The following is a 25,805-nucleotide window of genomic DNA, read 5'->3' as shown; positions in this document are numbered from 1 at the left end:
CGCTCCGCCGCAGGTCCGGGCGCCGACCACCCGCCATTTCGGACGGCGACGGCGTCCGGCTCCGGCGGGCGCCGCCGGGCGGTTGGCGGTCGGCTCGGCCGGGCGGTGGCGGGCGGCTCGGTCGGCCGCCGGCGGTGGCGCCGCCGCTCGGTCCGGCGGCGCCGCCCGGCGGGGGTGCTAGTCGGCGGAGATGGCGTCCAGCAGCTCGCCGACCGGCCGGTCGGGCAGCGCCCGGGCCACGTCGGCCAGCGCGACGATGCCGACCAGCTTGCGGCCGTCGATCACCGGCAGCCGGCGTACCCGGTGCTCGGCCATCGTCCGCAGGATCTCCGCCGCGTCGTCGTCGGCCCCGATCGTCACCGCCTTGCCCTGCGCCAGCTCGCCGGCCCGCACCGTGTTCGGGTCGCGGCCGCCGGCCAGTACCTTCACCACGATGTCCCGGTCGGTGAGCATGCCCGTGAGCCGGTCGTCGGCGCCGCAGATCGGCAGCGAGCCCACGTCCAGCTCCGCCATCAGGCGGGCGGCCTCGGCCACCGGCTCCTGCTCCCCCACGCAGGCCGCCCCGGCGGTCATGATCTCCCTCGCGGTCGTCACGTCTCTCCCCTTCCGTCGATGGACCTCACCCCCACCCCTACCCAGCGGGGCCACCGCGATGCACCTCGCGCGCGCTTTCACCGATCCGGAGCGCGGTCCGGGGCCGGACGCGGACGGGGTCGGGCGCGGTCCGGGGGCCGGGGCGCGGTACGGGTCAGGGCGCGGCGGTACCGCGCGGCCGCGGCGCGCCGGGGGTGAGCCGCCAGTCGGGGTGCCGCTCCCGCCACGCGCGGTAGACGCGGCTGGTGTCGACGACCCGGTGCTGCGCGGCGACCAGCTCCGACCACAACCGCGCGCCGCGCTCGGCGATCAGCGGGTGGTCGGCGCCGACGTGCAGGCTCGTGGTCATCCGCAGCGGCGTACCGGCCAGCGGCACGGCGACCATGCCCGGCGGCGGCTGGCTGGTCGGCCGGAGCAGCAGGGCGGCGTGCCGGCGCCGGGCGAAGGAGCGGAGTTCGGCGAGCCCGAGGGTGACGGTCGCGGGGGTGAACCCCGCCTCGGCGCAGGCGGCGACCAGGTGCTCGTGGGCGCTGGGCCCGGCGTCGGACATTTCCCCGAGCGTCGCGTCGGCCAGCTCGCGGAGGTCGACCTCCACCCGGTCGCCGAGCGGGTGCCGCTCCGGCAGGGCGACGAACAGCGGTTCGACGGCGACGACCCGACGGATGGTGTGCGGGCTGGTCAGCTCGGCGGCCGGGTAGTCGACGACGAGGGCCGCGTCCAGGTGCCGGGCGGCCACCATGGTCAGCCAGCGGCGGCCGTTGAAGCCGATCCGGACGTCGGAGGTGACGTCGAGGACCAGGTCGATGATCCGCGGCAGGGCCGCGGCCAGCGGCCCCGGGGTGGCGCCGATGCGTACCGTCGGCCGGCCGTCCTGCCCGGCGCACTCCTCGAACTGCTCCAGCGCGCCCAGGATGGTGAGCGCGTGCGCGGTCACCACCTCGCCCAGCTCGGTGGCCACCAGCCCGTCGGCGGTACGGCGGAACAGCCGACCGCCCACGATGCGCTCGGCCCGGCCCAGCGCCGCCGCGGCCGACGGCTGCGCCATTCCGACGGCCGCCGCGGCGGCGGCCAGCGATCCGCCATTCGCGACGGCCCGGATGAGTCGCAAGTGCCGGAAGTCCAGCTCCACCCGCACAGGCTACATCCATACCTGTGGATATCCATGCCCCGGAATTCCATGGAATTGCTTGCGGCGGCGACGGTCCGAATAGAAGGGCGGATCGCTGACCGGCCCATGATTATGACCGCGTCGTATAGCCGAACGTTATAGATCACTGGGATTGTTCCGCGGTCGGCGCGGGGCGCGATAGTCGGCGGCGCTGGCCGGGTCCGGCCGGTATCCCCACCCACCCGCAAGGAGCACCCGTGAAGCGCACCGCCATGCGGGCCGCGGGAGCAACGATCGCCGTCGCCGGCGCCGTCGCCCTCACCGCCCCGTCCGCCCCAGCCGCCGCCGGCGAGCCCGCCCACCGCCCCGCCCCGGCCCTGCTGGCCGGCGCCGCCGCCGACCGGCTGGTCGCCGCCGACCCGGCCGCCTTCCGCCTGTCCGAAGCGGACGAGCTGGTCCAGCAGTCGAACCTGACCGGCGCGGGCCTGCAGTACGTCGCGTACGAGCGCACGCACCGCGGCCTGCCCGTCCTCGGCGGCGACGCCGTCGTGGTCACCGACGCCGCCGGCACCGTGCTGTCCACCCGGGTCGCTCAGACCCGCGAACTGGACGTCACCTCGACCCGGGCCGCCATCCCGGCCGCCGCGGCGACCCGGACCGCGCGGGCGCAGCTCCGCCGGGTCGACCGGGTCGGCACCCCGCGCCTGGTCGTCGTCGCCGACGGCGCCGGCCGGCTCGCGTACGAGGTGGCGGTGGCGGGCGCCGACCGGCGGAACCGCCCGGCCCGGCTGCACGTCGTCGTCGACGCGAGGTCCGGGAGGGTCATCGACGACCGGACCCGCAACGACGTCGTGCACGCCACCGGCAACGGCGCGTACTACGGCAAGCAGGACCTCGGCGGCCTCGAGGCCGGGAAGATGGTCGACCCGTCCCGGCCGGGCCTGCAGTGCGGCGGCCGCAACGGCGCCCCGTACGCCAGCGCGAGCAACGAGTACGGCACCGGCGGCGCCATGGACCTGCCGTCCGGCTGCGCGGACGCGCTCTGGGGCGCCCAGAAGGAATGGGACATGCTCAAGGACTGGCTGGGCCGCAACGGCATGGACGGCGCCGGCCGCGGCTTCCCGGTCCGCGTCGGCCTGCAGCAGGTCAACGCCTACTGGACCGGCGACTACGCCGAATTCGGCTATTCGCAGGACAAGAAGCGGCAGCTCACGAATATGGACGTGGTCGGCCACGAATTCGGCCACGGCATCTTCCAGCACACCCCCGGCGGCGCCGGCGACTGGGAGGACAACGAGAACGGCGGCCTGAACGAGTCCACCGGCGACATCTTCGGCGCGCTCACCGAGTTCTACGCCAACCACCCGGCCGACAAGCCCGACTACGAGGTCGGCGAGCTGCCGAACCTGATCGGCAAGGGCCCGATCCGGTACATGTACGAGCCGTCGAAGGTCGGCGACCCGAACTGCTACTCCAGCAAGATCCCGAACACCGAGGTGCACGCCGCGGCCGGTCCGCAGAACCACTGGTTCTACCTGCTCGCCGAGGGCTCCAACCCGACCAACGGGCAGCCGAAGTCCCCGACCTGCAACAACAGCACCGTGGCCGGCATCGGGATCCAGAAGGCCGGCAAGGTCTTCATGGGCACCCTCATGCGCAAGACCTCGGAGTGGACCCACGCCAGCGCCCGCGCCGCGTCGGTCGCGGCCGCGAAGGAGCTGTTCCCGACCGGCGGCGAGTGCGCCGCGGTACAGAAGGCGTGGGACGCCGTCTCGGTGCCCGCCGGCACCGGCGAGTCCTGCCCGTCGGCCCGCTGATCCGATCATCCGGGAAGGACACCCATGCGACTGCACCACTCCGCGGTGGGCGCGGCCCTGGCCGTGCTGCTGACCGCGCCCTCGCCGGCCGGCGCCGCGCCGGCCGGCGGGGGCTCCCCCCGTCCGCTCGGGCCGTCCGTCTACGCGCCCGCCGGCCCGTCGGACGCGGCCGCGCCGCACCCCGGGGGCCCGGGCCGGGCGGCGACCGGCACGCTGTCCACCACCGTGACCGACCGCGCCACCGGCAAGCCGTACGGCGACGTCGAGGTCTACGTCCGCGGCGTGGACGGCGACGTCCCGGCCGCCGAGCTGATCCCGGACGCCGAGGGCGTCGTGCGCAGCGGGGGCCTGGCGCCCGGCCGGTACCGGCTGTGGGTCAACCCGTACCCGGGCGGCTTCGGCGCCCAATGGGTCGGCGAGCGCGGCGGCGTGGGCCGGGAGCACCTGGCCGCCATGATCACCGTGCGCGAGGGCGAGAACGCGGCGGCGCCGCCGGTCCTGCTGGACCCCGCGGGCAGCCTGCGCGTCACCGTGCTCGACCCGGACGGCCGGCCCGCCCACGCGATGGCGTCGGCGGAGTCGAGCCGGTACTTCGACAGCAGCAACCTGAACCTCGGCGTCACCGACGACGAGGGGCGGTTCGAGGCCGCGAACCTCGGCCCGTACGACTGGTCGCTGCGGTTCCTGACGTTCGACTCCGCGGGCGGGACGCAGCAGTGGTCCGGCGGCGCGCTGAACCCGGCCGGGGCGGCCACCGTCAGGGTCGAGGCCGGTACGACCCGGGAGTGGACCAACCGGCTGGTCCCGGGCACCCGGGTCACCGGCGCCGTCAACCCGACGGCGGACAAGGGCGAGCTGCGGCAGCTCCTGTTCTTCGACAGCAGCACCGGCCAGGTCGCCGCCTGGATCAACGGGACGCCGGCGGAGACGGAGTACGCCGCGCGCGTCGTCGGCGGGACCACGGTGACGGTGCAGGCGACCACGGTGATCGACGAGAGCACCTGGTTCGCCGGCTTCCACCGGGAGGCCCGGACCGTCGAGGACGCGACACCCGTCGCCATCCCGGAGCAGGACGCCGCCACGATCGACCTGCGGTTCCCGACGGACTAGCACTGCCGGCGCCCCATGAGCCGCCGGCCGGAGCCGGGCACGCGCCCGCTCCGGTCGGCGGCTCGCCCGTTGCCGGCCGGAGCCGCCCCGGTCGGCGGGTCAGCCGCGGGCGGTGGGGGCGGGCTCCGCGCCGACCCCGGCCGCGTCCGGCCCGGTGGCGTCGGTGCCCGGCCCGGCCGCAGGCGGGTCGCCGTCCGCGGCCGTGTAGCGGTCGCGGAGGCGGCGGTACTGGCGGCTGCGCAGGGCCAGGATCGAGGCGATCAGCCCGAGCACGCCGGTGAGGACGAAGACGAGCGCCAGCCCGCGGTCCTTGCCGGTGCCGAACCAGTCGCCGATCAGCCGCGCCCCGGTGCCGTCGGTCATGAACGGGATGATCACGAAGTCGGCGATCGGGGCGATCAGGAACGCGGTCAGCGGCGACGCCGACTGCTCGACGCTCTGGGCGAAGCCGAACACCCGGCCCTGCCGCTCGTACGGCACCACCCGCTGCAGGATCGTCTGCTCGGCCGCCTCGGCGTACGGGGCGAGCAGCATGTACACGTACATGCCGGCGGTCAGCATGATGATCGACGAGCGCAGCGGGAACAGGATCGTCACCGCCCACAGCACCACGTTGATGATCAGCAGCAGGCGGAGCGGGTTGCGGCCGAGGCCGGTCCGGGCGATCAGCAGGCCGCCGACGATGAAGCCGGTGCTCAGCAGGCCCCACAGCAGGCCCCAGGACCGGACGGACATCAGCGACAGCCCGTACGCGTCCATCAGCGCCATGAACACGCCGCCGAGGAAGTTGTTGAACGTCGAGAACAGGATCAGCGCCATCAGGCCCGGCACCTCGGCGACGACCCGCAGCGTCCCCCGCAGGTCCACCTTCCGCCCGCCGTCCGCCGGTCCGCCGCCCGCGGCCGGCGCCCCCGCCGCGGCGGCCGGCACCGCGGCGCCCGCCGGCGCGTCGGCCACGGCGGGCAGGCGCACGGCCCCCGCCGTACCGGCGTCGCCCTCCCCCGGCGCGGACGCCGCGGGGTGCTCGCGCACCGGCACCAGGGCGAGGTGGACGACCGCCGCGACCAGGACCGCGACCGCGAGGACGAGCACCCAGAACATCCCGCCCAGCGCCACCAGCAGGCCGCTGATCACCGACGTCACCAGCAGCGACACCCCCGACGTGCTGCCGACCAGCCCGTTGGCCCGGTCCCGGGTCTCCTCGGCGATGAGCACCGTCACCAGCGTGGGCAGGGCGATCGTCCGGATGTTGCCGACGATGACGCCGACCATCAGCAGCACGATGAGCGTCCACAGGGTGGCGCTGCCCGGGTCCCGGAACTCGGCCCGCGGGGTGAGCTGGTACAGCACCAGCGCCGCCGCGTACGCGGCCAGCGAGACCAGCGCCGAGACCTGCATCATCGTCTTCTTGGCGTGGTGGTCGACCAGGCTGCCGAACCAGATGCCGGTCAGCGCGGTGAGCACCAGGAAGATGCCGGAGACCACGCCGACGGCGAAGACGGAGCCCGTCTCCAGGTAGACGTAGAAGGTGATGGCGAACCACACCGTGAAGTTGATGACGCCCACCACCAGGGTGCTGACCAGGAGCTGGTAGAAGGTCCGCCGGTCGCCCTGGATCATGCTCATGAAGGGAAACGTTAGATCCTGAGGCCCGGTTGAGGTCCAGCGATTTACGTCACCCGGCCCGGCGCCGCGTCGACGAATACATGTAATTGGTCGAAGAACGCGCATCGCTCGCAAGTACGGACATCTCATAGAGGTGCCCTATGGATCCTTGGGATTACTCACGCGCCGGGGCGGGCGCGATAGTCGGCAGCTACCGGCCGTAGCCGGCTGTTTCCCCGATGTTCCGACAGGTTCCCCACCCGATAGTTGAGGAGCGCCCGTGAAGCGCACCGCCGTGCTGGCCGCGGGGCTGGCGATCGCCGTGACCGGTGCCGCCGCCCTCGCCGCCCCCGCCGCAGCCGATCCCGCCCCACCCGCCGCGACCGGTACCGCAGCGACCGCGAAGCGGCTCGCCCCCGCGCTGCCGGGCCCGGCCGGGGCGGCGGACCCGACCGCCCGCGGCCTGTCGTCGGCGGCGCTCGCGCGGTACGCGCGCTGGAGCGCCGAGCGGCCGCGCGCCGGCACCCCGACCGGCACCGTCGGCGGTGCCGGCGCGCTCGCCGTGTCGGCCCGGGACGCGCGCACCGGCGCGCCCGTCGCCCGGTTCTGCGCCACCGTCGCCGGGGACGAGGGCAGCCGCGCGTGCACGTCCGACGGCGTGGTGGCGCTGCGCGGCCTGGCCGTCGGCGTACCACTGCCGATCGTGGTCCGGCCGGACGGCGGCGGCTCCCGCCTCGGCGACTTCGTCGCCGCCACCCCGCGGGCCGGCGAGCCGGCGGCCGTGACGGCGCGGTTCGGCGCCGGCGGGACGATCCGGGCGAAGATGACCGACGGCCGCACGGGCGCGATCCTGGACGACCGCTCGTACCTGTGGGTCCGGACGGTGGGCCCCGACCGCTCGTGGGCGTTCGTCGAGGCCGAGGAGCGCGACGCCGAGGGCTGGGTGCACACCGACGCGCTGCCGCCCGGCACCTACCGCATCCTCGCGGGCGCCGACCCGCGCTACGACCTGGGCGACCAGTGGGTCGGCCCGGACGGCGGCACCGGCCGCGAGCACCTGGCCGCGCAGATCACCGTCCGCGAGGGCGAGGAGACCACCGCCCCGACGGTGCGCTTCGACCCCGGCGGGACGGTCCGCGGGACGGTGCACCTCGCCGACGGCACGCCGCTGGTCGGCGGGGCCATCAGCAACGAATCGCTGCGCTACAACGACTACCTGGTCTGGTACTACTACACCGACGCCGCGGGCCACTACGAGTCGCCGGCGCTCGGCCCGTACGACTGGTCGTTCCGGATCGGCGCGAGCTGGACGCGCACGCCCGGCGCCGACCAGTGGGGCGGCGGGGCGCGGGAGGAGCGCGACGCGGCGACCGTCCGCATCGAGGCGGGCGCCGAGGTGGAGCGGGACTTCACGCTCGCCCCCGGCGTGGTCCTCGGCGGTGCGGTGACCGGACCGGCCGGCACCGAGCGGCACGACCTGATCGCCGATGCCGCGGACGGCCTGGTCGCCGGCGTGTTCTTCACGAACGCCGAGGCCACCTACGCCCACCCGGTCCTCGGCGGCCGCAGCGTGAAGGTCCAGGCCAGCACCGTCGAGGGCGTCGAGATCCGCAGCCGGGGCTGGCACGACAACGCCGACTCGTACGCGGCGGCCGCCCCGATCGCGGTACCGGCCACCGGCACCGCCACCGCGGACCTGCGCTTCCCCGCCGCCCCGCGCTGACGCGGCGGCCGTGCGCGGCGCGGTCCGCGGGACCCGGGCCGGCGGACGATCAGTCGTCCGCCGGCTCCTCGCGGTACGGGTCGGTGATCTCGCGGAGCCGGGTCAGCGCGCCGCGGAGCTGCCCGGCGGCCCGGGCGCCGAGGTGGCGGGTCCACTCGGCCTCGACCGCCGCCTCCGCGCGCCGGGCGGCGGCGATCACCGCCTCACCGCGGGGCGCGATCCGGACCAGCCGGGCGCGGGCGTCCGCGGGGTCGCGGGTGCGGACCACGTACCCGGCGCGTTCGAGCTGGTCGACGAGGAAGCCGGCGGTCTGCTTGGTGACCCGGGCCCGGGCGGCGAGTTCGGTGAGCCGGCTGCCCTCGGGGCGCAACTGGGCGAACAGCCGCCCCTGCGCCGGCGTCACGTCGCCGTGGCCGGCGGCCGCCACCGCCTCGAACACCCGCGCCTCGATCGCCCGGTACGCGATGAAGCAGAGCAGGCCGAGGTTCGGTTCCGTCATGCCACCCCCTTGACGATGGTCAGCTTATCTGACCGATAATGGTCAGAGAGACTGACCATTACTGCGGGGAGCCGGCGATGGACACGGACGAGGTGTGGCGGGCCGTCGAGGCCGAGCGGGCGGGCCTGGCCGACCTGTTCGACGACCTGTCCGAGCGGGAGTGGGCGACGCCGTCGCTGTGCGCCGGCTGGCGGGTGCGCGAGGTCGCGGCCCACCTCACCCTGGCGCACACCGGCCCCGGCCGGGCGGTGGTCGACCTGGTCCGGGCGGGCGGCAGCTTCGACCGGATGATCCGCGACACGGCGATCCGGCGGGCCGCGCTGCCGACCGACCGGTACGCGCCCCTGCTCCGCGCCATGATCGGCTCGCGCCGGCGCGCCCCCGGGGTCAGCCCGCTGGAGCCGCTGCTGGACGCCCTCGTGCACGGCCAGGACATCGCCGTCCCGCTCGGCCGCCCGCGCGACATGCCGCTGGCCGCCGCCGCGGCCGCGGTCGACCGGGTGTGGCCGAACCTGTTCCCGTTCCGGGCCGCGCGCCGGCTGCGCGGGTACCGGCTGCGCGCCACCGACCACCCGTGGGCGGCCGGCGACGGCGAGCTGGTCGAGGGCCCGCTGGCGGCGCTGCTGCTCCTGATCACCGGCCGGCGCGCCGCGGCCCTGGCCCGACTCGACGGACCCGGCGCGCGCCGGCTCGCGGCGACGCCCTGAGGGGTCGCTACGCGCCGGCCGGTTCGAGGACGAAGACCGGGATCTGCCGGTCGGTCTTGCGCTGGTAGTCGGCGTAGTCCGGGAACGCGTCCACCGCGCGCCGCCACCAGTCGGCCTTCTCGTCGCCGAAGACCTCGCGGGCCAGGTACCGCCGGGTCACCGGGCCGTCCTGCAACTCGACGTCCGGGCGCGCGACGATGCCGGCGTACCACTGCGGGTTTCTCGGCTGGCCGCCCATGGAGGCGACCGCCGCGTACCGGCCGTCGTGCTCGACGCGCATCAGCGGCGTCTTGCGGAGCCGGCCGGTCCGCGCCCCGCGGTACGTGACCAGCACGATCGGCAGGCCGCGGATCGTGACGCCGTCGGTGGTGCCGGCCCGGACGATCCGCTCGACGTGGCGGCGGACCCACGGCAGCGCGCTCGGCTCGTACTCCTCGGTCAACGCCCTCACCCCATCAAGAAACGGACCCGATATCGATGCCCCGCTGATCCGACGATACCGCCCGGCGGGGCCGCCGATTCAACGAGTAAACAGTTTTGGGTGCGCCGGTTGGCCGGAACCAGAAGCGGCGTTGACGTCCGCGCAGCGGTCCCGCTGAATTGATGTGGGTCGATTGATACGGCCCGCCCGGGCGCGCCCGCCGGGGCGATGTCGGCCGCCGCGGAGGGACACCGATGACCGATCAGCGCAAGAGCCTGGCCCTGGCCGTCGCGGTGATCGCCGCCGTCGCCGCCACGGTCACCCAGCCGGCCGGGGCGGGGCCGCGGCCCGCGGGGATCGACGTCGCCGAGCGCGAGCCGCGCGCCGCCGGGCGGGCGACCCACTACATCTACGCCGTACCCGCGCCCACCCCCGCGGCGGCCGAGAACCTGGCCGCCGGCGGGTTCGACCTGCTGGAGGAGCGCGTCGGCGACACCCTCTTCGTGGCCGGCGACGCGGCGACCGGCGACCGGCTGCGCCGCGCCGGGTTCCGCGCCGAGGTGTCGCAGACGCTGACGCCGGCGTGGGCCAACCCCGGCGGCCTGATCGGCCACACCGGACGCCCGCCGGTCGACGACACGTTCTACGGCGGGTACCACACGTCGATGGGCCACAAGAACCACGTCGAGGCGGTCGCCCGGGCCAAGCCCGAGCTGGCCGCACTGCACAGCATCGGCAAGTCGTACACCGGCAAGTACGACCTCCAGGTCCTCTGCCTCACCAAGCGCGCGGCCGGCGACTGCGAACAGCGCACCGACGCCAAGAAGCCGCGCTTCTTCCTGATGACCCAGACGCACGCGCGGGAGATCGCCGCGGGCGAGATGTCGTACCGGTTCATCGACAAGCTGGTCGACGGCTACGGCACCGACGCCGAGGTGACGGCGCTGCTGGACTCGACCGAGGTGTGGGTCATCCCGGTGCACAACCCCGACGGCCTGGACATCGTCGCCCAGGGCTCGCGCCCGGCGATGCAGCGCAAGAACCGGAACCCGAGCAACGGCTCGTGCAGCGGCGTGGACGTCGGCGTCGACCTCAACCGCAACAACGGCACCCACTGGGGCGGCGCCGGTACGGTCAAGGACCCGTGCGGCGAGACGTATCTCGGCCCGCGCGCGGACAGCGAGGTGGAGAACCAGGCGCTGCAGGGACTGTGGAAGAAGCTGTTCAAGAAGCAGCGCGAGGGCAACGAGCCGGCGCCGGCCACCGCCACCGGGTTCATGCTGTCGATCCACACCGTCGCCGGGATGAACCTGATCCCGTGGCAGTACGCCAACACGCCGACGCCGAACGACAAGCCGCTGAAGGCGATCGGCGAGCAGATGAAGTCGTACAACGGCTACCGGACCGGCCAGGGGCCGCAGATCCTGTACTCGTTCTCCGGCGGCCACGACGACTGGATCTACGAAAAGCTGGGCGTCGCCGCGGCGACGATCGAGCTGGGCGGCAGCGGGAGCTGCGGCGGCAACAACTTCCACCCGCCGTACTCCTGCGTGGACACCTACTGGAACGCCAACCAGAAGGTGCTGATGTACCTCGGCAAGACCGCGAGGGCGCCGTACGCCGCGTCGCTCGGGCCGAACATCCGCGACGCCGCGGCCGCCGGCGGGCGGCTCACCGCGACGGTCGACGCGCACGCCTACGAGCTGGCCGCGGCCGGCCGGGTGCGCGCCGCCGGCGACGTGGCCCTGGTCGAGTACGCGCTGGACCCGGCGTTCCGCGGGGCCGCCCCGCTGGCGGTCGACGTGCGGGGCGGCGCCGCGACGGCGACCGGCGCGGTGCCCACCGCGGGGCTGGCCCCGGGCCGGCACCCGGTGTACCTGCGGGCGACGGACCGGGCGGGCAACGTCGGCCCGACGACCGCGACCTGGCTGACGGTCGGCTGAGCCGGGCACCCGGGGCGGCGCGGCGAACCGCGTCGCCCCGACGGCCCCGTCGCTCGGCCGGCCCGCTCGGGCCGGGCGGTCAGCGCGGGGAGAGGTGCCAGGGGTCGGTGAGGTCGATGAACTGGTCGACCTTCGACAGCCCCTCCATCTGTGCCATCAGCTCGCGGGCCTCCGCCGGCGGCTCCCGGTGCTCGTTCGCCCGGGCCTCGGCCTCGGAGGAGAAGAAGATGAGGTCGACGGTCGCGCCGTCGGCGGTGTAGCCGTAGACCGAGCCGAGGACGTCCGGGCGGAACTCCCGCATCAGCGACTCGGAGCCGGCCATGAGCTCGTACGCCCGCGCCGGGTCGGTGCTGCTGCCGCGGATGACCTGGACGAACCCGGCCTCGCCGGTGGCCCCCGCGCCGAGCGTGCCGGCCGCGGCGGAGTCGAGGAAGGTGGGCTCGCCGGCGAACGCGCCGGCCGTCCGGGCCCACCACTCGCCCTGCTCCGGCCGGTCGCCGTTGCGCCGGGCGGCCTCGACCGACTCGAACATCGCCGTGGCGGCGAACGTGCCGTCCGCCGCGATGCCCGCGGTGCTGCCGAGCCAGCCGGCGGCGCCGGGCGCCAGGTCGGCCTCCCAGCGCGCGAACGCTTCCCGGAGCGCAGCCGGGTCACCGGCCCGACCGAAGATGAACTGGATGAACATCGGTACCTCCACGCCGGGGACCAGCAACACGAACCAGCGCGGACTCTACGCCGCGCCGGGGCACCCGGCGGGAAAATCCAACGGAAGAATGAACGACGGCCCGATGCGAGACCGGTTCCGTGAGACCGGTTCCGCAAGGCCGGCTCGGAAAGGGGGGCATGGAATAGGAAAATCGTTCCCTTCCATTCTTAATGTATAGCGCACCCCGGGGCTTGCGGCAAGGCCCGGGTGATGCCGCAGAATCGCCGGTCGGACCTGAATTCGTCGCCCCCGCGCCACAATGCGGAAAGCGAAAAGCGGATCGGAGTGACCGCGGTGAACTCCCTGACGACCAGCGCGTTCGACCTGCCCGACCACCTGGCGGCGAAAGCCGACCCGGCAATGATCGCCGACGACGAGCGGCGGTTCGCGGCGATCGCCGCGAGCCTCGACACGTCGGTGGCCGACCTGTCCGACCGGCTCGCCGCCGCGCGCCGGGCCCCCGGCGGCCGGGGCGGCGGGGCGCTCGACCGGGACCAGGAGGTGCACCGGCTGACCGCCCGGCTGCGCACCCTGCGCCGCTTCGGCCTCGACCTGTGCCTCGGCCGCATGGTCGGCGCCGACGGCGCCGCGCCGGTGTACGTCGGGCGGCTCGGCCTCACCGACGGCGCCGGCCGGCGGCTGCTGCTCGACTGGCGCTCGCCCGCCGCGGCGCCGTTCTTCGGCGCGACCCACGCCAACCCGATGGGCCTGGCCAGCCGCCGCCGGTACCGGTGGACCCGCGGCCGGGTCGCCGACTACTGGGACGAGGTGTTCACCCCGGACGGGTTCGCCGGGCACGCGGCGCTCGACGACCAGTCCGCGTTCGTCGCGAGCCTCGGCGGCAGCCGGTCGGCCCGGATGCGCGACGTGCTCGGCACGATCCAGGCCGACCAGGACGCCATCATCCGGGCGGGCTCGGCCGGCGCCCTCGTCGTGGACGGCGGCCCCGGTACCGGGAAGACGGTCGTGGCGCTGCACCGGGCCGCGTACCTGCTGTACGCGGACCCGCGGCTGCGCAACCGGCGCGGCGGGGTGCTGTTCGTCGGCCCGCACGAGCCGTACCTGGCGTACGTCGCCGACGTCCTGCCGAGCCTCGGCGAGGAGAGCGTGCAGACCTGCACGCTGCGGGACCTGGTCGCCGAGGGGGCCGGGGCCGGCGCCGAGGCCGATCCGGCGGTGGCCCGGCTGAAGTCGTCCGCGGAGCTGGTCCGCGCGATCGACGCGGCGGTCGCGTTCTACGAGGAGGCGCCGGCCGGGGCGATGGTCGTGGAGACCGACTGGTCCCGGATCCCGCTGGGCCCCGACGACTGGGCGGCGGCGTTCGCGGCGGCCGAGCCCGGCACCCCGCACAACGAGGCGCGGGACGTCGTGTGGTCCGCGCTGATCTCGATCCTGCTGGACCGCGACGACGGCGACGCCCCGCCCGACCCGCTCCGCCGGTCGCTGCACGGCAACCGGGAGCTGCGGGCCGCGTTCCGGCGCGCCTGGCCGCTGCTGGCGGCGGCCGACCTGGTCGCCGACCTGTGGTCGGTGCCGGCGTACCTGCGCCGGTGCGCGCCCCGGCTCGACGCCGCCGAGGTCCGCGCGCTCCAGCGGCCCGACCCGCGCGCCTGGACGGTGTCCGACCTGCCGCTGCTGGACGCGGCGCGGCAGCGGCTCGGCGACCCGGCGGAGTCCCGGCGGCGGCAGCGGGCGGACGCGGCGGTGGCCGCCGAGCACGCGTACCGGGCCGGGGTCGTCGCCGACCTGCTGCACGCCGACGACGACGGCGAGGGCGCGATCACGATGCTGCACGGGCGGGACCTGCGCGACGCCCTGGTCGACGAGGCGGCGCTGCGGGCCGGCGAACCGGACCGGCTCGCCGGGCCGTTCGCGCACGTCGTGGTCGACGAGGCGCAGGAGCTGACCGACGCCGAGTGGGGGATGCTGCTGCGCCGCTGCCCGTCCCGCAGCTTCACGATCGTCGGGGACCGGGCGCAGGCCCGGCACGGGTTCGCGGGGTCCTGGCGGGAGCGGCTCGGCCGGACCGGCCTCGACCGGGTCGAGCTGGCGTCGCTGGGCATCAACTACCGGACGCCGCGCGAGATCATGGCCGCGGCCGAGCCCGTGATCCGGGCGGCGCTGCCCGACGCGAACGTGCCCACGTCGATCCGCACCGGCGGGGTGCCGGTGCGGTACGGGGCGGCGGCGGAGCGGGACGCCGTCCTCGACGCGTGGCTGGCCGCGCACGCGGACGGGACCGCCTGCGTCATCGGCGACCCCGGCTACCGGGCGACGGCGCGGGTCCGGTCGCTGACCCCGGAGCTGGCGAAGGGGCTCGAGTTCGACCTGGTCGTGCTCGTCGACCCCGACGCGTTCGGCGGGGGGATCGAGGGGGCGGTGGACCGGTACGTCGCGATGACCCGGGCGACCGGCGAGCTGGTGATCCTCACGAGCCCGTGACGACGGCGGCCGGCAGCGCGGCGGCGCTCGGGCCGCGGGGTCGGGACGGCGGGCCCGGCCCGCGGGCCGGGAGCCGGGCGGCGCGGGAGGGCGGGGAGCGGGCCGGGTGAACAGTCGGCGACCGTCCGGCTACATCCGTTGCCCGGGCCGGGCGGCGCTCCGTAGATTCCCCTCGCGCGGCCCCGCCCCTTCACGCCGAGGGACCACCATGTACACCCAACGGCACCGCACCGCCCAGCGCACCCCCCGCCACCCCGCCGGCCACGGCGGCGGCGGCCGGCCCGACGACCTGCTCGCCCTGCACCGCGCCGCCGGCAACGCCGCGGTCCACCGACTGCTCGACGGGGCCCGCCCGACGCCGGCGGTGCCGGAGCCGGTGGCGGCGGAGTCGGACGACGACGCGTCGATCTACTTCGACGCCGTCGAGGCGCCGGCCCCCGCGGTACCGGCCCCGCTCGACCCCGACCCCCTCCCGCCACCGGTCGCCGTCCTCGCCCCGAACACCACCACCGGCACGCCGCCCGCCATCGCCCCGAACACCACCACCGGCACGCCGCCGCCCGCCACCGTGCCCGACCCGACGGTCCTCGACCCGACCGTGCTGGATCCGACCGTGCTCGACCCGAACGCCGCGGCCGGTACGGCGCCGGGCACCACCCCCGCGGCGGCGCCGTTCTTCAGCCGGCGGTTCTGGAACGGGGACCTGTACAAGATGGCCGGCGCCGCCGGCGGCAGCCTCGGCCCGCTGTTCCAGGGCGTCGGGTACGGCGCCGCCACCAGCACCGTCAGCCACGTCGGCACCGGCCTGTCCGGCTTCGGCGGCCTCGGCGACGCGCTCAGCGAGTACGGCAAGTACCGCCGCTCCGGCACGGTGAACTGGGGCAAGGTGGTCGGCGGCGGCCTCACCGCGGCGGGGGCGGCGATCACCGCCGCGGGCGCCGCCACGGGCATCCCGGCGGCCCGGTACGCGGGCTGGACCGTCCAGGGCGCCGGCCTGCTGGCGAAGATGGCCGGCGAGGGCAAGCAGTGGGAGGACTACACCCGCCCCCGCCCGCCGGACCCGGAGGCGGGCGCGCTGCCCCTCACCGACGACCCGGCCCGCACCCGCCGGTGAGCCGCACCGACCGCGCCGCCCACCACCCACGGATGCCCGGCCCGGCGGCCGACCACGGTCCGCAGCCAGTTCGGGAGCGGGTCTGTCCGGAAGCGGCCCGTCGGGAGCGGCCCGCTCGGGAACGGGCCGCTCCGGGAACGGGCCGCTCCGGGAGCGAGTCGATCCGGGAGCGGTCGGTCCGGCGATCGGGCGCGGTCAGCCGGTGAGCAGGCCGCCGAGGAACAGGCCGGCCCGGCAGGACCCCGGCCGCGGGGCGCCCGGCGGGGCGCCGACCTGCCGGCAGGTGACCGTGAGGACGACCTCGCGCCCCGCGGGCACCCGGATCGGCGTCACCGCGTGGTAGTCCTGGCTGCGGAAGTTCTCCAGGCCGAGGGTGGTCACCGTGTTGCCGGCGACGGTCACCGTCAGCACGCCCGTGTCGCCCTGCGGGTTGTCCACCAGGTAGTCGGTGAGCTGGAGCGTGCGCTTGCGCGGCACGGTGTACCGGGTGCTGGCCGTCGCGCCCTGGTCCGCGCGCACCGCCAGCGACGTGGCGAACGGCCGGGCCGGCGCCGCCCGCGGGCCCGGCGACGGTGAGGCGCCGGGCGACGGCGCCGTGCGGGCCAGCTCGTCCTGGACGGCCGTCCGGGCCACCTCGTCGGCCGCCTGCTCCGCCCGGTCGGCGACGGTCGCCACCCGGGCGTCGGCGGCCTCCCGGGCGGCCGAGCGCACGGTGGGGCGCAGCAGGCCGTACCACAGCGCGATCAGCGCCAGGAGCAGCGCGAGCAGCAGGGCGAGCAGCCGCCACAGCCAGCCGGAGAGGATCGGCAACTGGACGAACGTCGCGTCCAGCGGGACGGCCTGCCCGTCGACGCCGACGACCGTCGTGCGCACCGGGTGGTGCCGCGGCTGCCCCCGCCAGAGCAGCCGCTCGGCCCGGGCGATGACGGTGGACTCGAACAGCTCGCCGGCGGCGAGGTCCAGGGTGTCCGGCCGGGCGCGGCAGCGCAGCCCGTCCGCCTCGGTGGCGACGACGACCGTGGTCGGCGCGTTGCCGAGGTTGGTGCCGGCCACCCGCCAGCGGGCGGTCCGCCGCGCGCGCCGGACCTGCGGGCGCAGCTCGGCCGCCAGCTCGTGGAACGGCGCGATCGCCAGCAGCCCCTCGGCCACCTCGGCGGCGCCGGGGGCGTCCTGCGGGACCACCCGGACCCCGTACGGCAGCTCCCCGGCCCGGACGTCGGCCGAGCGCGGCGGCGACAGCACCAACGCCACCTCGGCGGTGTCGCCCGGCAGCAGCGACACCTCGGGCGGGCTGAACGCGGCCCAGGAGGCGGGCACGCCGACGATCTCCAGGCGGTAGGCCATCACGATGTCGCCCGGGTTGCGGACGGTCACCGGTACCTCGACGGCGGCGCCCGGCGCCACGACGGCGGCAGCCTCGGCCGGGCCGGCCACGACGATGCTCATGGGCAGCGACGGTAGGCGCCCGCGCGCGGCGGGTTACGGGTCGGGCGGGAACAGTTGCGGGCAGTCCGGCTGCCCGCGCGACGTGGCATGGGCCACGCGAGGCCCGTTCGGCTACCGACGGCCTTCTATCCTCAGTGGACGTGGGGGCAAGGCGAGGGGGCTGAGGAGGCAATGCCGATGGAGCGGGTGGCGGTCAGCGTGCACGCGGTGGATCCGATCTCCCGGCTGGGGATGGAGACGCAGTTGCGCCCCCGGCCCGAGCTGCGGATCGCCGAGGACGACACCGCCGATACCGGGATCGGCCTGGTCGTGGTCGAGCGGCTGGACGAGGAGGGGACGACGCTGCTGCGCAAGCTGCACCGCGGCGGCACGCGGCGGCTGATCCTGGTCCCGGCGGCGATCGACGACGTGGGCCTGTCCTCGGCCGTCGAGCACGGCGTGGTGGCGCTGGTCCGCCGGCGGGAGGCCAGCGCCGAGCGGATGGCCCACGTGATCATGGCGGTCTCCCGCGGCGAGGGAGCGCTCCCGGCGGACCTGCTGGCCCGGCTGATGGCCCAGATGGGCCGGCTGCAGCGGCAGGTGCTGGAGCCGCGCGGGCTCAACCTGCTCGGGCTGTCCACCCGGGAGATCGACGTGCTCCGGCTGGTCGCCGACGGCCGGGACACCCGGGAGATCGCGGCCGAGCTGGCGTACTCGGAGCGCACGGTGAAGAACATCCTGCACGACGTGACCCGCCGGCTCCAGTTGCGCAACCGGGCGCACGCCGTCGCGTACGCGCTGCGCAACGGGCTGATCTGAGCCCCGGCGCCGGGCGCCCGGCGGCTGCCTGAACGGGCGGGCCGGCCTGCCCGGCCCGGTGCCCGCGCCCGCGCCCCGCGCGCGGGGACGCTCGGGCACAGTGGACCGCGCCGATGACGTCCGCGGGGCGCACCCCGCACTCCCCTGGCGAGGTCGAGTTGCCGCGTGTGTGGGCCGCCGCCCTGGTGGCCGCGTCGCTGCTGACCGGGTCGGCGCTGGTCGCGACGCGGGGCGCCGGCCGGGCCGCCGAGCCCGCCGCGCCGGCGCCGCAGCGGGTGGCCTTCGCCGGTACCGAGCACCGCAGCCTCGGCCGGATCGTCGGCACCGGCGCCGACGCCACCGCCGTGCCCTTCTTCGCCGACGGCCCCGACCACCTCGACGACGAGGTGACCGCCCGCGGCGACCTGGTCGCCTGGGTCAGCCGGCGGGACGCGCCGACCACCGAGGTGTACGTGCGGCGGGGCAGCGGCCCGGCCACCAGGGTCACCACCAACGCCGCCGACGAGTGCCGGCCGGCGATCTCGCCGGACGGGCGGTGGCTGGCGTACGCGAGCACCGAGGGGCGGGCCGACGGCGGCCACGACATCGTCGTCGCCACGATCGGCGGCGGCACCCCGCGCCGGGTCACCGGCGGCGGCGCCGACTTCACCTGGCCGACCTGGTCGCCGGACGGCCGCGAGCTGGCGTACGCCGCCCGCCCGGCCGACGGCAGCCCGCCGCAGGTGTACCGGGTCGACCTCGCCGACGGCGGCGCCCGCCGGGTCACCGCCGAGCCCGGCGGTGCCACCGACCCCGCCTGGGACCCGGTCGCCGGGCACCGGCGGATCGCGTACACCGCGGCCACCCCCGCCGGCCCGCAGCTCGCGCTGGTCGCCCCGGACGGCACCGGCCGGCGGGACGTGCTGCCGCCCGGCTGGCGCGGCGACCAGCCGGCGTGGACCGCGGACGGCGGCACGCTGGCGTTCCGCAGCGCCACCGTCGGCGCCGCCGGCCGGGTCGAGCCGGTGGACCGGATCTACAGCGTCCTCGTCCGGGACGACCCGTGCACCTGCGTGATGGTCGCCCGGCTGGCCGAGGACCGGGCCGTCGGCCACCCCGCCTGGTACACCGTGCCCGGCGAGCCCGGCGAGCACCTGCTGGTCAGCCGCCTCAGCGCCGCCGACAGGCTGACCGCGCTGCTCCAGGACGTCCGGCCGGACGGGACGGACCCGCGCAGCCTGCGCGTCCCGGTGCTGCGCGAGGACCCGCGGGCCTCGGCCGACCCGCGGTTCCTCTGGCACCCGGTCGACGGGGACCCGTGGTTCGTCCGCCAGGTCTACTCCCCCGACGGCCGGCAGCTCGCGGTGGTCCGGTTCGAGACGGTCGACGGCGTCCGGTCGTCCCGGATCTGGCTGGTCGACGCCGACACCGGCGCCGCCCGGCTGCTCGACCTGCCCGGCCGCCGGCCCGGCGACCGGGAGACCGACCCGGCCTGGTCCCCGGACGGCGGCCGGCTCGCCCTGTCCCGCAGCACGGCCGGCGCCGGGGACGCCCGCACGCCCGGCCGGATCGAGGTCGTCCGGGTCGACACCGGGCAGCGGCTGCTCACCCTGGCCGGCGTCGACGGCCTCGACGACACCCAGCCCGCCTGGTCGCCGGACGGGGCGCGGTTCGCGTTCACCCGCGGCACGTACGGCAGCGGCGAGCGCACCCACGTGTGGAGCGCCGAGGCGGCCGACGGCACCGACCAGCGCGACGTCACCGCCACGGCCTGCGGCGGCGACTGCGCCGTCTTCGACGACAGCCCCGCGTACGCCCCGGACGGCACCCGGCTGGTCTTCAACCGGGAGGCCGACGGCCTGGTCGAGACCCGGCCGGACGGGTCCGGCTGCCGGCTGCTGCTGCCGCCCGGCGGCGACTGCCGGGGGCCGGTGCCGGGCCAGCCCGCCGGGCCGTACCAGCCGCGGGACGTCACGTTCGCGCCCGACGGCCGGGCGGTCGTGTTCACCGCCCGGCGCAGCGCGGCGCCGGCCGCCGCGGAGGCGCTGTACCGGTACGACCCCGCCGCGGGCGCGGTGACGCCGCTGACCGCGGGCCTGCCCGGCCGGCAGAAGGAGCCGACCTGGCAGCGCGCGGTGGACGTGGCCACCGCGCCGGAGGGGCCGCCGCCGGTCGTCGGCCAGGGCGCCGCGGTGGCCGTGCCGCTGACGGTCGAGGGCCGCGGCAGCACGCCGGCGCCGGGCGTCCGGCTGACCCTGGACGTACCGCCGGGGCTGCGGCTGACCGGCCTGGCCGCGCCGGTCGGCGAGTGCGCCGCGGCGACCGCGACCTGCGCGCTCGGCACGCTCGGGCCCGGCGGCCGGGTGCCGGTGCGGGCGCTCGTCGTCGGGGTGCTGGTCGGCACGCACCCGCTGCGCTGGTCGGTGACGACCGAGCTGGCCGACGCCGTACCCGCGGACAACCGGGCGGAGCAGCCGGTCCGGGTCGACCCGCCGCCCGCCGGGCCGGCCGACCCGGCGCTGGACGTGCTGGTCGCGCCCGACCCCGCGTACGTCGGCGGCGCCGTCGGCGCCGTCTACACCGTGCGCAACCCCGGCGGCAGCCCGGCGACCGGCCTGCGGGTGCGGACCGCGCTGCCGGCCAACGCGCCGGTGCGGACCGGCGGCTGCCCGCCGGACGGGTGCGCCGTGCCCGACCTGGCCCCCGGCGCGACCGCCACCGTCCGGCTCGTCCTGCACGCCGCCGGCCCCGGCGCCGGCGAGGTCGCCGGGGTCGTGACCACCACCGGCGGCAACGCCGACCCGGCCAACGACGCCGCGGCGGCGCCGCTGCGGATCCGCCAGCCGCGGCTGGCGCTGACCCCGGCGACCGGGCCGCCCGGCTTCGCGCCGGTCCTGGTCGGCGTCGACTTCCCGCCGGGGCGGCCGGTGCGGCTGGCCTGGGACCGCGGGATCACCGCCGCCGCCCGCCCGGTCGTGCCGGCCGCCGACGGTACGTTCAGCGCGCCGCTGCTCGTCCTGCACCGCGACCCGCTCGGCGCCCGGACGGCCGTCGCCCGCGGTACCGGGTTCGGGCCGGTGGCCGCGCCGCCGTACCTCGTCGTGCAGCCGGGGCAGCAGGCGCCCGGCCTGCACCAGCGGAGCTGGTAGCAGCGTGATCCCGGACGTGGCAGCGTGATCCCGGACGTGGACGACGCGCTGCGCGCGCTGGTCGCCGAGGACCTGCTGGCCGGCGCGGGCGCGACCGTCGCGTTCGACGCCCCGACGACCGAGTGGGCGGCCCGGCGGACCGGGCCGGTGGTCAACCTGTTCCTGTACGACGTGCGCGAGGACCTCGCCCGGCAGCGGCAGGGCGAGGTGGTCGAGCGGGCGCCGGACGGGCGGCCGGTGGCCCGGCGGGACCCGCCGCGGTACTTCGCCCTGTCGTACCTGATCACGGCCTGGACCAGCCACCCCACCGACGAGCACCGGCTGCTGTCCACGCTGCTCGCCGGGCTCGCCGCGCACGACGAGCTGCCGGCGGGCCACCTGGCCGGGTCGCTGGCCGCGCTCGGCCTCGCGGTACCGATGAGCGTGGCCTCGCCGCCCGGCGACGGCCGCGCGCTCGCCGACATCTGGAGTGCCCTGGGCGGGCAGCTCAAGCCGTCGCTGGACCTGGTCGTGACCGCGCCGCTGACCCCGGCCCGCCGGCCGGCGCCGCCGCCGGTGACCGAGCGGGTGGTGGCGGTCCGCGAACGGCCCGGGCCGCGCCGCCCGCACCGGCGCCGGACGTGAACAGCGACCACCTCTGGGCCCGGCTGGGCCTGCTCGCCGACCGGGTCGACGCCGCGGTGGACGCCCAGCGGCGCGGCGACCCGAGCCCGGACGACCCGTTCCGCGGCCTGGTCCTCGGCCCGGCCGACCTGGACCGGCTGCGCGTGCCGCGCCCGCCGGCCGCGGTGGACGCCGACCGGCTCGCCGCGGTCGAGGCCGCCCACGCCGGGCCCGGCTCCACGCTGGACCGGGCGGCGGCCGCGTGCGGGCTGTCCGCGCTGGACGTCGAGCTGCTGCTGGTGGCGCTGCTGCCCGACGTGGACGACCGGTACGAGCGCAGCTACGCGTACCTCCAGGACGACGTCAGCCGGCGCCGCCCCGCCATCGGGCTGGCGCTGCGGCTGTGCGGGCAGCGGGCGGGCGACCCGGCGGCCCGGTACCGGTTCGCGGGCGGGGCGCCGCTGCTGGCCGCGGGGCTGCTGGTGGTGGACGACCCGGCGCCGCCGTTCCTCGGCCGCCCGCTGCGCGTCCCGGACGAGGTGGCCGCCCACCTCCTCGCCGTCGCCCCGCCCGCCGCCGCCGGACCGGTGCGGCCCGCGGCCGCCGCGGCCGGGCCGCCCGCGGGGGTCGGGGCGCTCGCGGTGGCGCTGCGCGGGCCGGCGCCGCTGGTCTACCTGCACGAGCAGCCGGGCGGCGACGCCGCGGGGCTCGCGACCGCGGCGCTCGCCGCCGCCGGCCGCCCGGCGCACCCGCTGGACCTCGACCGCCTCGCCGCCGCGCCCGACCCGGCCGGCGCCGCCCGCCACGCGGTCCGGTCCGCCCGGCTGCGCGGCGCCGGCCTGGTCGCCGGCCCGGTCGAGGCGCTCGACCCGCCCGACCACCCCGAGCGCGGCGCCGCGCTGCGGCTGCTGGTCGAGGCCCCCGTACCGGTCCTGCTCACCGGCGCCCGGCCGTGGGACCCGGCCCGGGCCCGCCGCGGGCCGCTGGCGCTCGCCGCGCCCGCGCTGGACGCCGCCGCCCGCGCCGACCGCTGGACCGCGGCGCTCGCCGCGGCCGGCGCGGCGCCGGCCGCGGACCTGGACGCGCCGGCGGCCTGGGCGCCGTACCGCCTCGGCCCGGCCCGGATCCGCCGCGCCGCCGAGGTGGCGGCCGGGCTCGCGGCGGGCGCGCCGGTGACGGCCGACCTGCTCCGGGCCGGGGTACGGGCGCAGAACGGCACCGGCCTGGCCCGGCTGGCCCGGGCGATCGAGCCGGGCGTCGACTGGTCCGACCTGGTCCTGCCCGACCCGCTGCCGGCCGAGCTGCGCGCCCTGGCCGACCGCGTCCGGCACCGGGACCGGGTGCTGGGCCGGTGGCGGATGCGCCCCGGCGGCGGCCGCGGCCGCGGCGTGCTGGCCCTGTTCGCCGGGGAGTCCGGGACCGGCAAGACGATGTCCGCCGAGGTGCTCGCCGCCGACCTGGGCCTGCCGCTGTACGTGGTGGACCTGGCCACGGTCGTCGACAAGTACGTCGGCGAGACCGAGAAGAACCTCGAACGGATCTTCGTGGAGGCCGCCGACGTCAACGGCGTCCTGCTGTTCGACGAGGCGGACGCGGTCTTCGGCAAGCGGGCCGAGGTCAAGGACGCGCACGACCGGTACGCCAACGTGGCCAGCGCGTACCTGCTGCAACGCCTGGAGACCTTCGACGGCGTCGCGATCCTCACCACGAACCTGCGCGCCAACGTCGACGACGCGTTCATCCGCCGGCTCGACGTGGTGGTCGACTTCCCCGTCCCGGACGCCGCCGCCCGGCGGGCGCTGTGGGAGCGCAGCCTGCGCCCGCCGCTCCCGCTCGCCGACGACGTCGACCCGGGCCGGTGCGCGGACCGGTTCCCGCTGGCCGGCGGGAGCATCCGGGCCTGCGCGATCACCGCCGCGTACCGGGCGGCCGCCGCGGACCGCCCGGTCGCCATGGCCGACCTGCTGACCGCCGTCCACGCCGAGTACCGCAAGCTGGGCCGGCTCACCACCGGCCCCGAGTTCACTCCGTGACGCCGCCGCCGGTCGGCGCGGGGGCGGGCGCGGTACCGGCGGTGGAGGTGGTGGCGGCGGCCGGCGCGGGCGCCGCGGCCGCGCGGGCGGCGGTCCGGGCGGTCAACTCCCGCTGCCCCTCCTGGAGCAGCCGCGCGTACAGCGGGTGCGCCGGCGGGATGCCCCACCGGTGCAGCCAGACGAGCATCTGGTTGATCACGGTGTCGTACTCGACCAGCAGCCCGCCGCTGCCGCCGGCGAGCGTCTCCCAGTGCCGGATCCGGTCGTGCGTGGCCCGGTCGATCCGCCCGGCCCGGTGGAACCCGTCGGCGTAGTAGGTCAGCCGCCCGGCCGACTCGCCGTACGCCATCTTGCCGCGCAGGTCGGAGACCTGCATGGGGGTGAAGGCGTCCGCGTGCGCGGCCAGCAGCGCCCGGAGCTGCGCCATCGTCTGCCGGCGCGCGGCGGCGAGCGCGGCGACCCGGTCGTCGCTGAGGCTCCCCGCGAACAGCAGCAGGACCGCCGTGTTGTCGTACGCCTCGCCCGCGGCCACGTGCGTCATCTCGTGCGCGACGAAGCCCAGCCGGCCGGTCTCCCCGTCGTAGTAGTCGGTCTGCATCCCGATGGTGTACTTCGGGTCGCCCGGCCCCCGCGGCTCGGTGCGCCGGGTCCCGGACCGCACCCGGTTCGCGAACCGGATGTCGCCGGCGTGCCCGACCAGGTCGGCCAGGATCGCCCGGGTCACCGCCGGCACGGCCGGGTCGGCGGCCAGCGCGGCGAGCTGCCCGACGTGGTGGGCGCCTACCTGCTCCGCCTCGGCCGCGGTGAGGGTCTGGAAGTGCTGCTGCAACGCGGCGCCGAGCTGCCGGTTCACCACCCAGGCGTGCAGCGCCGGGTCCGGGTCGGCGAGGGCCAGCGCCGCCTCGCCGGCCGCCGCGATCGCGAGGAATTTCGGTACGCCCGCCGCGGCCTCGGCGTCGGCCAGCGCGGTGAAGATCGTCAGCTCCTCGGCGGCCTCGGCGCGCAGCCGCGCGACGGCCGTCGCGCGCCGGCCGCCGGCCTTGCCGACGTGCGTGTTCCCGCACTGCTGGACCAGCGCCCGCAGCGCGTCCCGGCGGGGGACGATCTGGTCGCGGTGGGTGCCGTCGAGGGTGGTGAGCGCGGTGTCGACCAGGGTCAGCGCTTGGTCGCGGCCGCCGAACACCGAGGTGGCCCGCCGGAACTCGGCCGGCGACGGCACCCGCGCCACCACCGTCCCCCCGCCGGCCGCGGCGGATCCGGGCGAGTGAGCCGACCGCGCCGCCGGCTCGCCGGCGGCCGGGCCGCCCTCGACACCCGCGGCCGGGTGGGCCGGCTCGGTCGAGGGGGTGGACGCGGCGCCGGCATCGGCGGAGGCGGAGACGGCGTCAGCGGTCGGTGCGCCCGGCGGGGGCGCGGCCAGGGCGGCGTGGGCGGCGGCGTCCGCGGCCCGCTCGGCCGGGTCGTGCGGCTCGCTGACCAGGAGGCCGTCGCCGGTGGGCGTACCGCCGACCGGTCCGTGCCGCTGCTGGACGACGTGCGCCAGCTCGTGCGCGAGCGTGTGCCGCCCGGCCGCCGTACCGGGGGCGAAGGCGCCCCGCCGGAAGACGATGTGGCTGCCCGAGGTGTACGCCAGCGCGGCCACCCCGACCGCCGACTCGTGCGCCGCGCCGTCGGTGTGCACGCGGACGTCGGCGAAGTCGGCGCCCAGCCGGCCCTCCATCTCCGCCCGGACCGGTACCGGCAGCGGCCGGCCGGGGCGCCGCAGGACCTCGTGCACCGCGGCCGCGCCGCCGACCGCCTCGTGCACGGCCCGGTTCCCGGCGACGCGCTGCAACGCGACGGCCCCCGCCGGCGTCAACGCCCCGCCCGCGGCCGCCAGCGTCGCCGAGGGGTGGGGCGCAGCGCCCACGGCGGGACCCGCCGGTGCGGTCGTGGCCGCCCGGCGGCGCGCGGTCGCCGGCAGGCGCGCGTCGGCCCCGGTGACGACCTGCTCCGCGCGCGCTCGCAC

Annotated in this window: 19 protein-coding genes; 11 read left to right on the top strand and 8 right to left on the bottom strand. The window is 77.1% G+C overall.

The window, feature by feature from the left end:
* Positions 1-177: 177 nt before the first annotated feature.
* Complete coding sequence (locus IEY94_RS22405) at positions 178-594, bottom strand: CBS domain-containing protein (protein ID WP_189172236.1); 417 nt, start codon at positions 592-594, stop codon at positions 178-180.
* Between the two features lie 154 nt (positions 595-748).
* Entirely contained in the window at positions 749-1,723 is a 975-nt protein-coding gene (locus IEY94_RS22400) for a LysR family transcriptional regulator (RefSeq protein ID WP_189172235.1), read from the bottom strand.
* 236 nt (positions 1,724-1,959) lie between these two features.
* Here IEY94_RS22400 and IEY94_RS24085 point away from each other — a divergent pair, with 236 nt between their 5' ends.
* Together IEY94_RS24085 and IEY94_RS22390 are read left to right on the top strand one after the other, a co-directional pair.
* Positions 1,960-3,519, top strand: coding sequence for a M4 family metallopeptidase (locus tag IEY94_RS24085; protein WP_268244877.1), 1,560 nt, complete (start codon positions 1,960-1,962; stop codon positions 3,517-3,519).
* A gap of 24 nt (positions 3,520-3,543) precedes the next feature.
* Positions 3,544-4,629, top strand: a complete 1,086-nt coding sequence (locus IEY94_RS22390; protein WP_189172234.1) for a collagen binding domain-containing protein — start codon at positions 3,544-3,546, stop codon at positions 4,627-4,629.
* A gap of 99 nt (positions 4,630-4,728) precedes the next feature.
* Here the strand turns inward: IEY94_RS22390 and IEY94_RS22385 are convergent, their stop codons facing one another.
* Positions 4,729-6,255 carry an MFS transporter gene (locus tag IEY94_RS22385; protein WP_189172233.1) on the bottom strand — a complete coding sequence of 509 codons (1,527 nt, stop codon included), beginning with the start codon at positions 6,253-6,255 and terminating at the stop codon, positions 4,729-4,731.
* A 259-nt stretch (positions 6,256-6,514) separates the two neighbouring features.
* Between IEY94_RS22385 and IEY94_RS22380 the strand changes: the two genes are divergently transcribed.
* The gene (locus tag IEY94_RS22380; RefSeq protein WP_189172232.1) at positions 6,515-7,957 is read left to right on the top strand and encodes a hypothetical protein; all 1,443 of its coding nucleotides are present in this window, start codon (positions 6,515-6,517) and stop codon (positions 7,955-7,957) included.
* Positions 7,958-8,006: 49 nt separating this feature from the next.
* Here the strand turns inward: IEY94_RS22380 and IEY94_RS22375 are convergent, their stop codons facing one another.
* Positions 8,007-8,456, bottom strand: a complete 450-nt coding sequence (locus tag IEY94_RS22375) for a MarR family winged helix-turn-helix transcriptional regulator (RefSeq protein ID WP_189172231.1) — start codon at positions 8,454-8,456, stop codon at positions 8,007-8,009.
* Positions 8,457-8,533: 77 nt separating this feature from the next.
* Here IEY94_RS22375 and IEY94_RS22370 point away from each other — a divergent pair, with 77 nt between their 5' ends.
* A complete protein-coding gene (locus tag IEY94_RS22370; RefSeq protein WP_189172230.1) occupies positions 8,534-9,163 on the top strand; it encodes a maleylpyruvate isomerase family mycothiol-dependent enzyme in 630 nt (209 codons plus the stop codon).
* 7 nt (positions 9,164-9,170) lie between these two features.
* Here IEY94_RS22370 and IEY94_RS22365 read toward each other — a convergent pair whose 3' ends face one another.
* Complete coding sequence (locus IEY94_RS22365; RefSeq protein WP_229784354.1) at positions 9,171-9,614, bottom strand: nitroreductase family deazaflavin-dependent oxidoreductase; 444 nt, start codon at positions 9,612-9,614, stop codon at positions 9,171-9,173.
* A gap of 224 nt (positions 9,615-9,838) precedes the next feature.
* Between IEY94_RS22365 and IEY94_RS22360 the strand changes: the two genes are divergently transcribed.
* Positions 9,839-11,527, top strand: a complete 1,689-nt coding sequence (locus IEY94_RS22360) for a M14 family zinc carboxypeptidase (protein WP_189172229.1) — start codon at positions 9,839-9,841, stop codon at positions 11,525-11,527.
* Between the two features lie 79 nt (positions 11,528-11,606).
* Here the strand turns inward: IEY94_RS22360 and IEY94_RS22355 are convergent, their stop codons facing one another.
* On the bottom strand, positions 11,607-12,242 hold the full coding sequence (locus IEY94_RS22355; RefSeq protein WP_189172228.1) for a hypothetical protein: 636 nt from the start codon (positions 12,240-12,242) through the stop codon (positions 11,607-11,609).
* A 294-nt stretch (positions 12,243-12,536) separates the two neighbouring features.
* On the opposite strand from IEY94_RS22355, the gene helR reads away from it, so the two are divergent.
* On the top strand, positions 12,537-14,675 hold the full coding sequence (helR, locus tag IEY94_RS22350; protein ID WP_268244878.1) for an RNA polymerase recycling motor ATPase HelR: 2,139 nt from the start codon (positions 12,537-12,539) through the stop codon (positions 14,673-14,675).
* A 208-nt stretch (positions 14,676-14,883) separates the two neighbouring features.
* Positions 14,884-15,789, top strand: coding sequence for a hypothetical protein (locus IEY94_RS22345; protein ID WP_189172226.1), 906 nt, complete (start codon positions 14,884-14,886; stop codon positions 15,787-15,789).
* Between the two features lie 195 nt (positions 15,790-15,984).
* Here IEY94_RS22345 and IEY94_RS22340 read toward each other — a convergent pair whose 3' ends face one another.
* Positions 15,985-17,235: a COG1470 family protein gene (locus IEY94_RS22340; protein WP_189172225.1), complete on the bottom strand. Its 1,251-nt coding sequence runs from the start codon at positions 17,233-17,235 to the stop codon at positions 15,985-15,987.
* 177 nt (positions 17,236-17,412) lie between these two features.
* Here IEY94_RS22340 and IEY94_RS24080 point away from each other — a divergent pair, with 177 nt between their 5' ends.
* The 4 genes from IEY94_RS24080 to IEY94_RS22320 all read left to right on the top strand — a co-directional run bounded on the left by IEY94_RS24080 (position 17,413) and on the right by IEY94_RS22320 (position 23,797).
* Positions 17,413-18,033 (top strand): helix-turn-helix transcriptional regulator, encoded by a 621-nt coding sequence (locus IEY94_RS24080; protein WP_189172224.1) that lies wholly within the window; start codon positions 17,413-17,415, stop codon positions 18,031-18,033.
* A 113-nt stretch (positions 18,034-18,146) separates the two neighbouring features.
* Positions 18,147-21,161: a DUF11 domain-containing protein gene (locus IEY94_RS22330; protein WP_189172223.1), complete on the top strand. Its 3,015-nt coding sequence runs from the start codon at positions 18,147-18,149 to the stop codon at positions 21,159-21,161.
* A 24-nt stretch (positions 21,162-21,185) separates the two neighbouring features.
* Entirely contained in the window at positions 21,186-21,785 is a 600-nt protein-coding gene (locus tag IEY94_RS22325; RefSeq protein ID WP_189172222.1) for a Pvc16 family protein, read from the top strand.
* On the top strand, positions 21,782-23,797 hold the full coding sequence (locus IEY94_RS22320; protein ID WP_189172221.1) for an ATP-binding protein: 2,016 nt from the start codon (positions 21,782-21,784) through the stop codon (positions 23,795-23,797). Before IEY94_RS22325 ends, IEY94_RS22320 begins: the two co-directional genes overlap by 4 nt.
* Here IEY94_RS22320 and IEY94_RS24075 read toward each other — a convergent pair.
* A complete protein-coding gene (locus IEY94_RS24075) occupies positions 23,787-25,706 on the bottom strand; it encodes an eCIS core domain-containing protein (RefSeq protein WP_268244876.1) in 1,920 nt (639 codons plus the stop codon). The genes IEY94_RS22320 and IEY94_RS24075 overlap by 11 nt on opposite strands.
* Positions 25,707-25,805 lie beyond the last annotated feature (99 nt).

It is taken from the genome of Pilimelia anulata (assembly GCF_014647895.1).
In the GTDB taxonomy this organism is placed as follows: domain Bacteria; phylum Actinomycetota; class Actinomycetes; order Mycobacteriales; family Micromonosporaceae; genus Pilimelia; species Pilimelia anulata.
The sequence above is the reverse complement of the archived record's forward strand: the minus strand, read 5'-3'. Positions and strand labels throughout refer to the sequence as shown.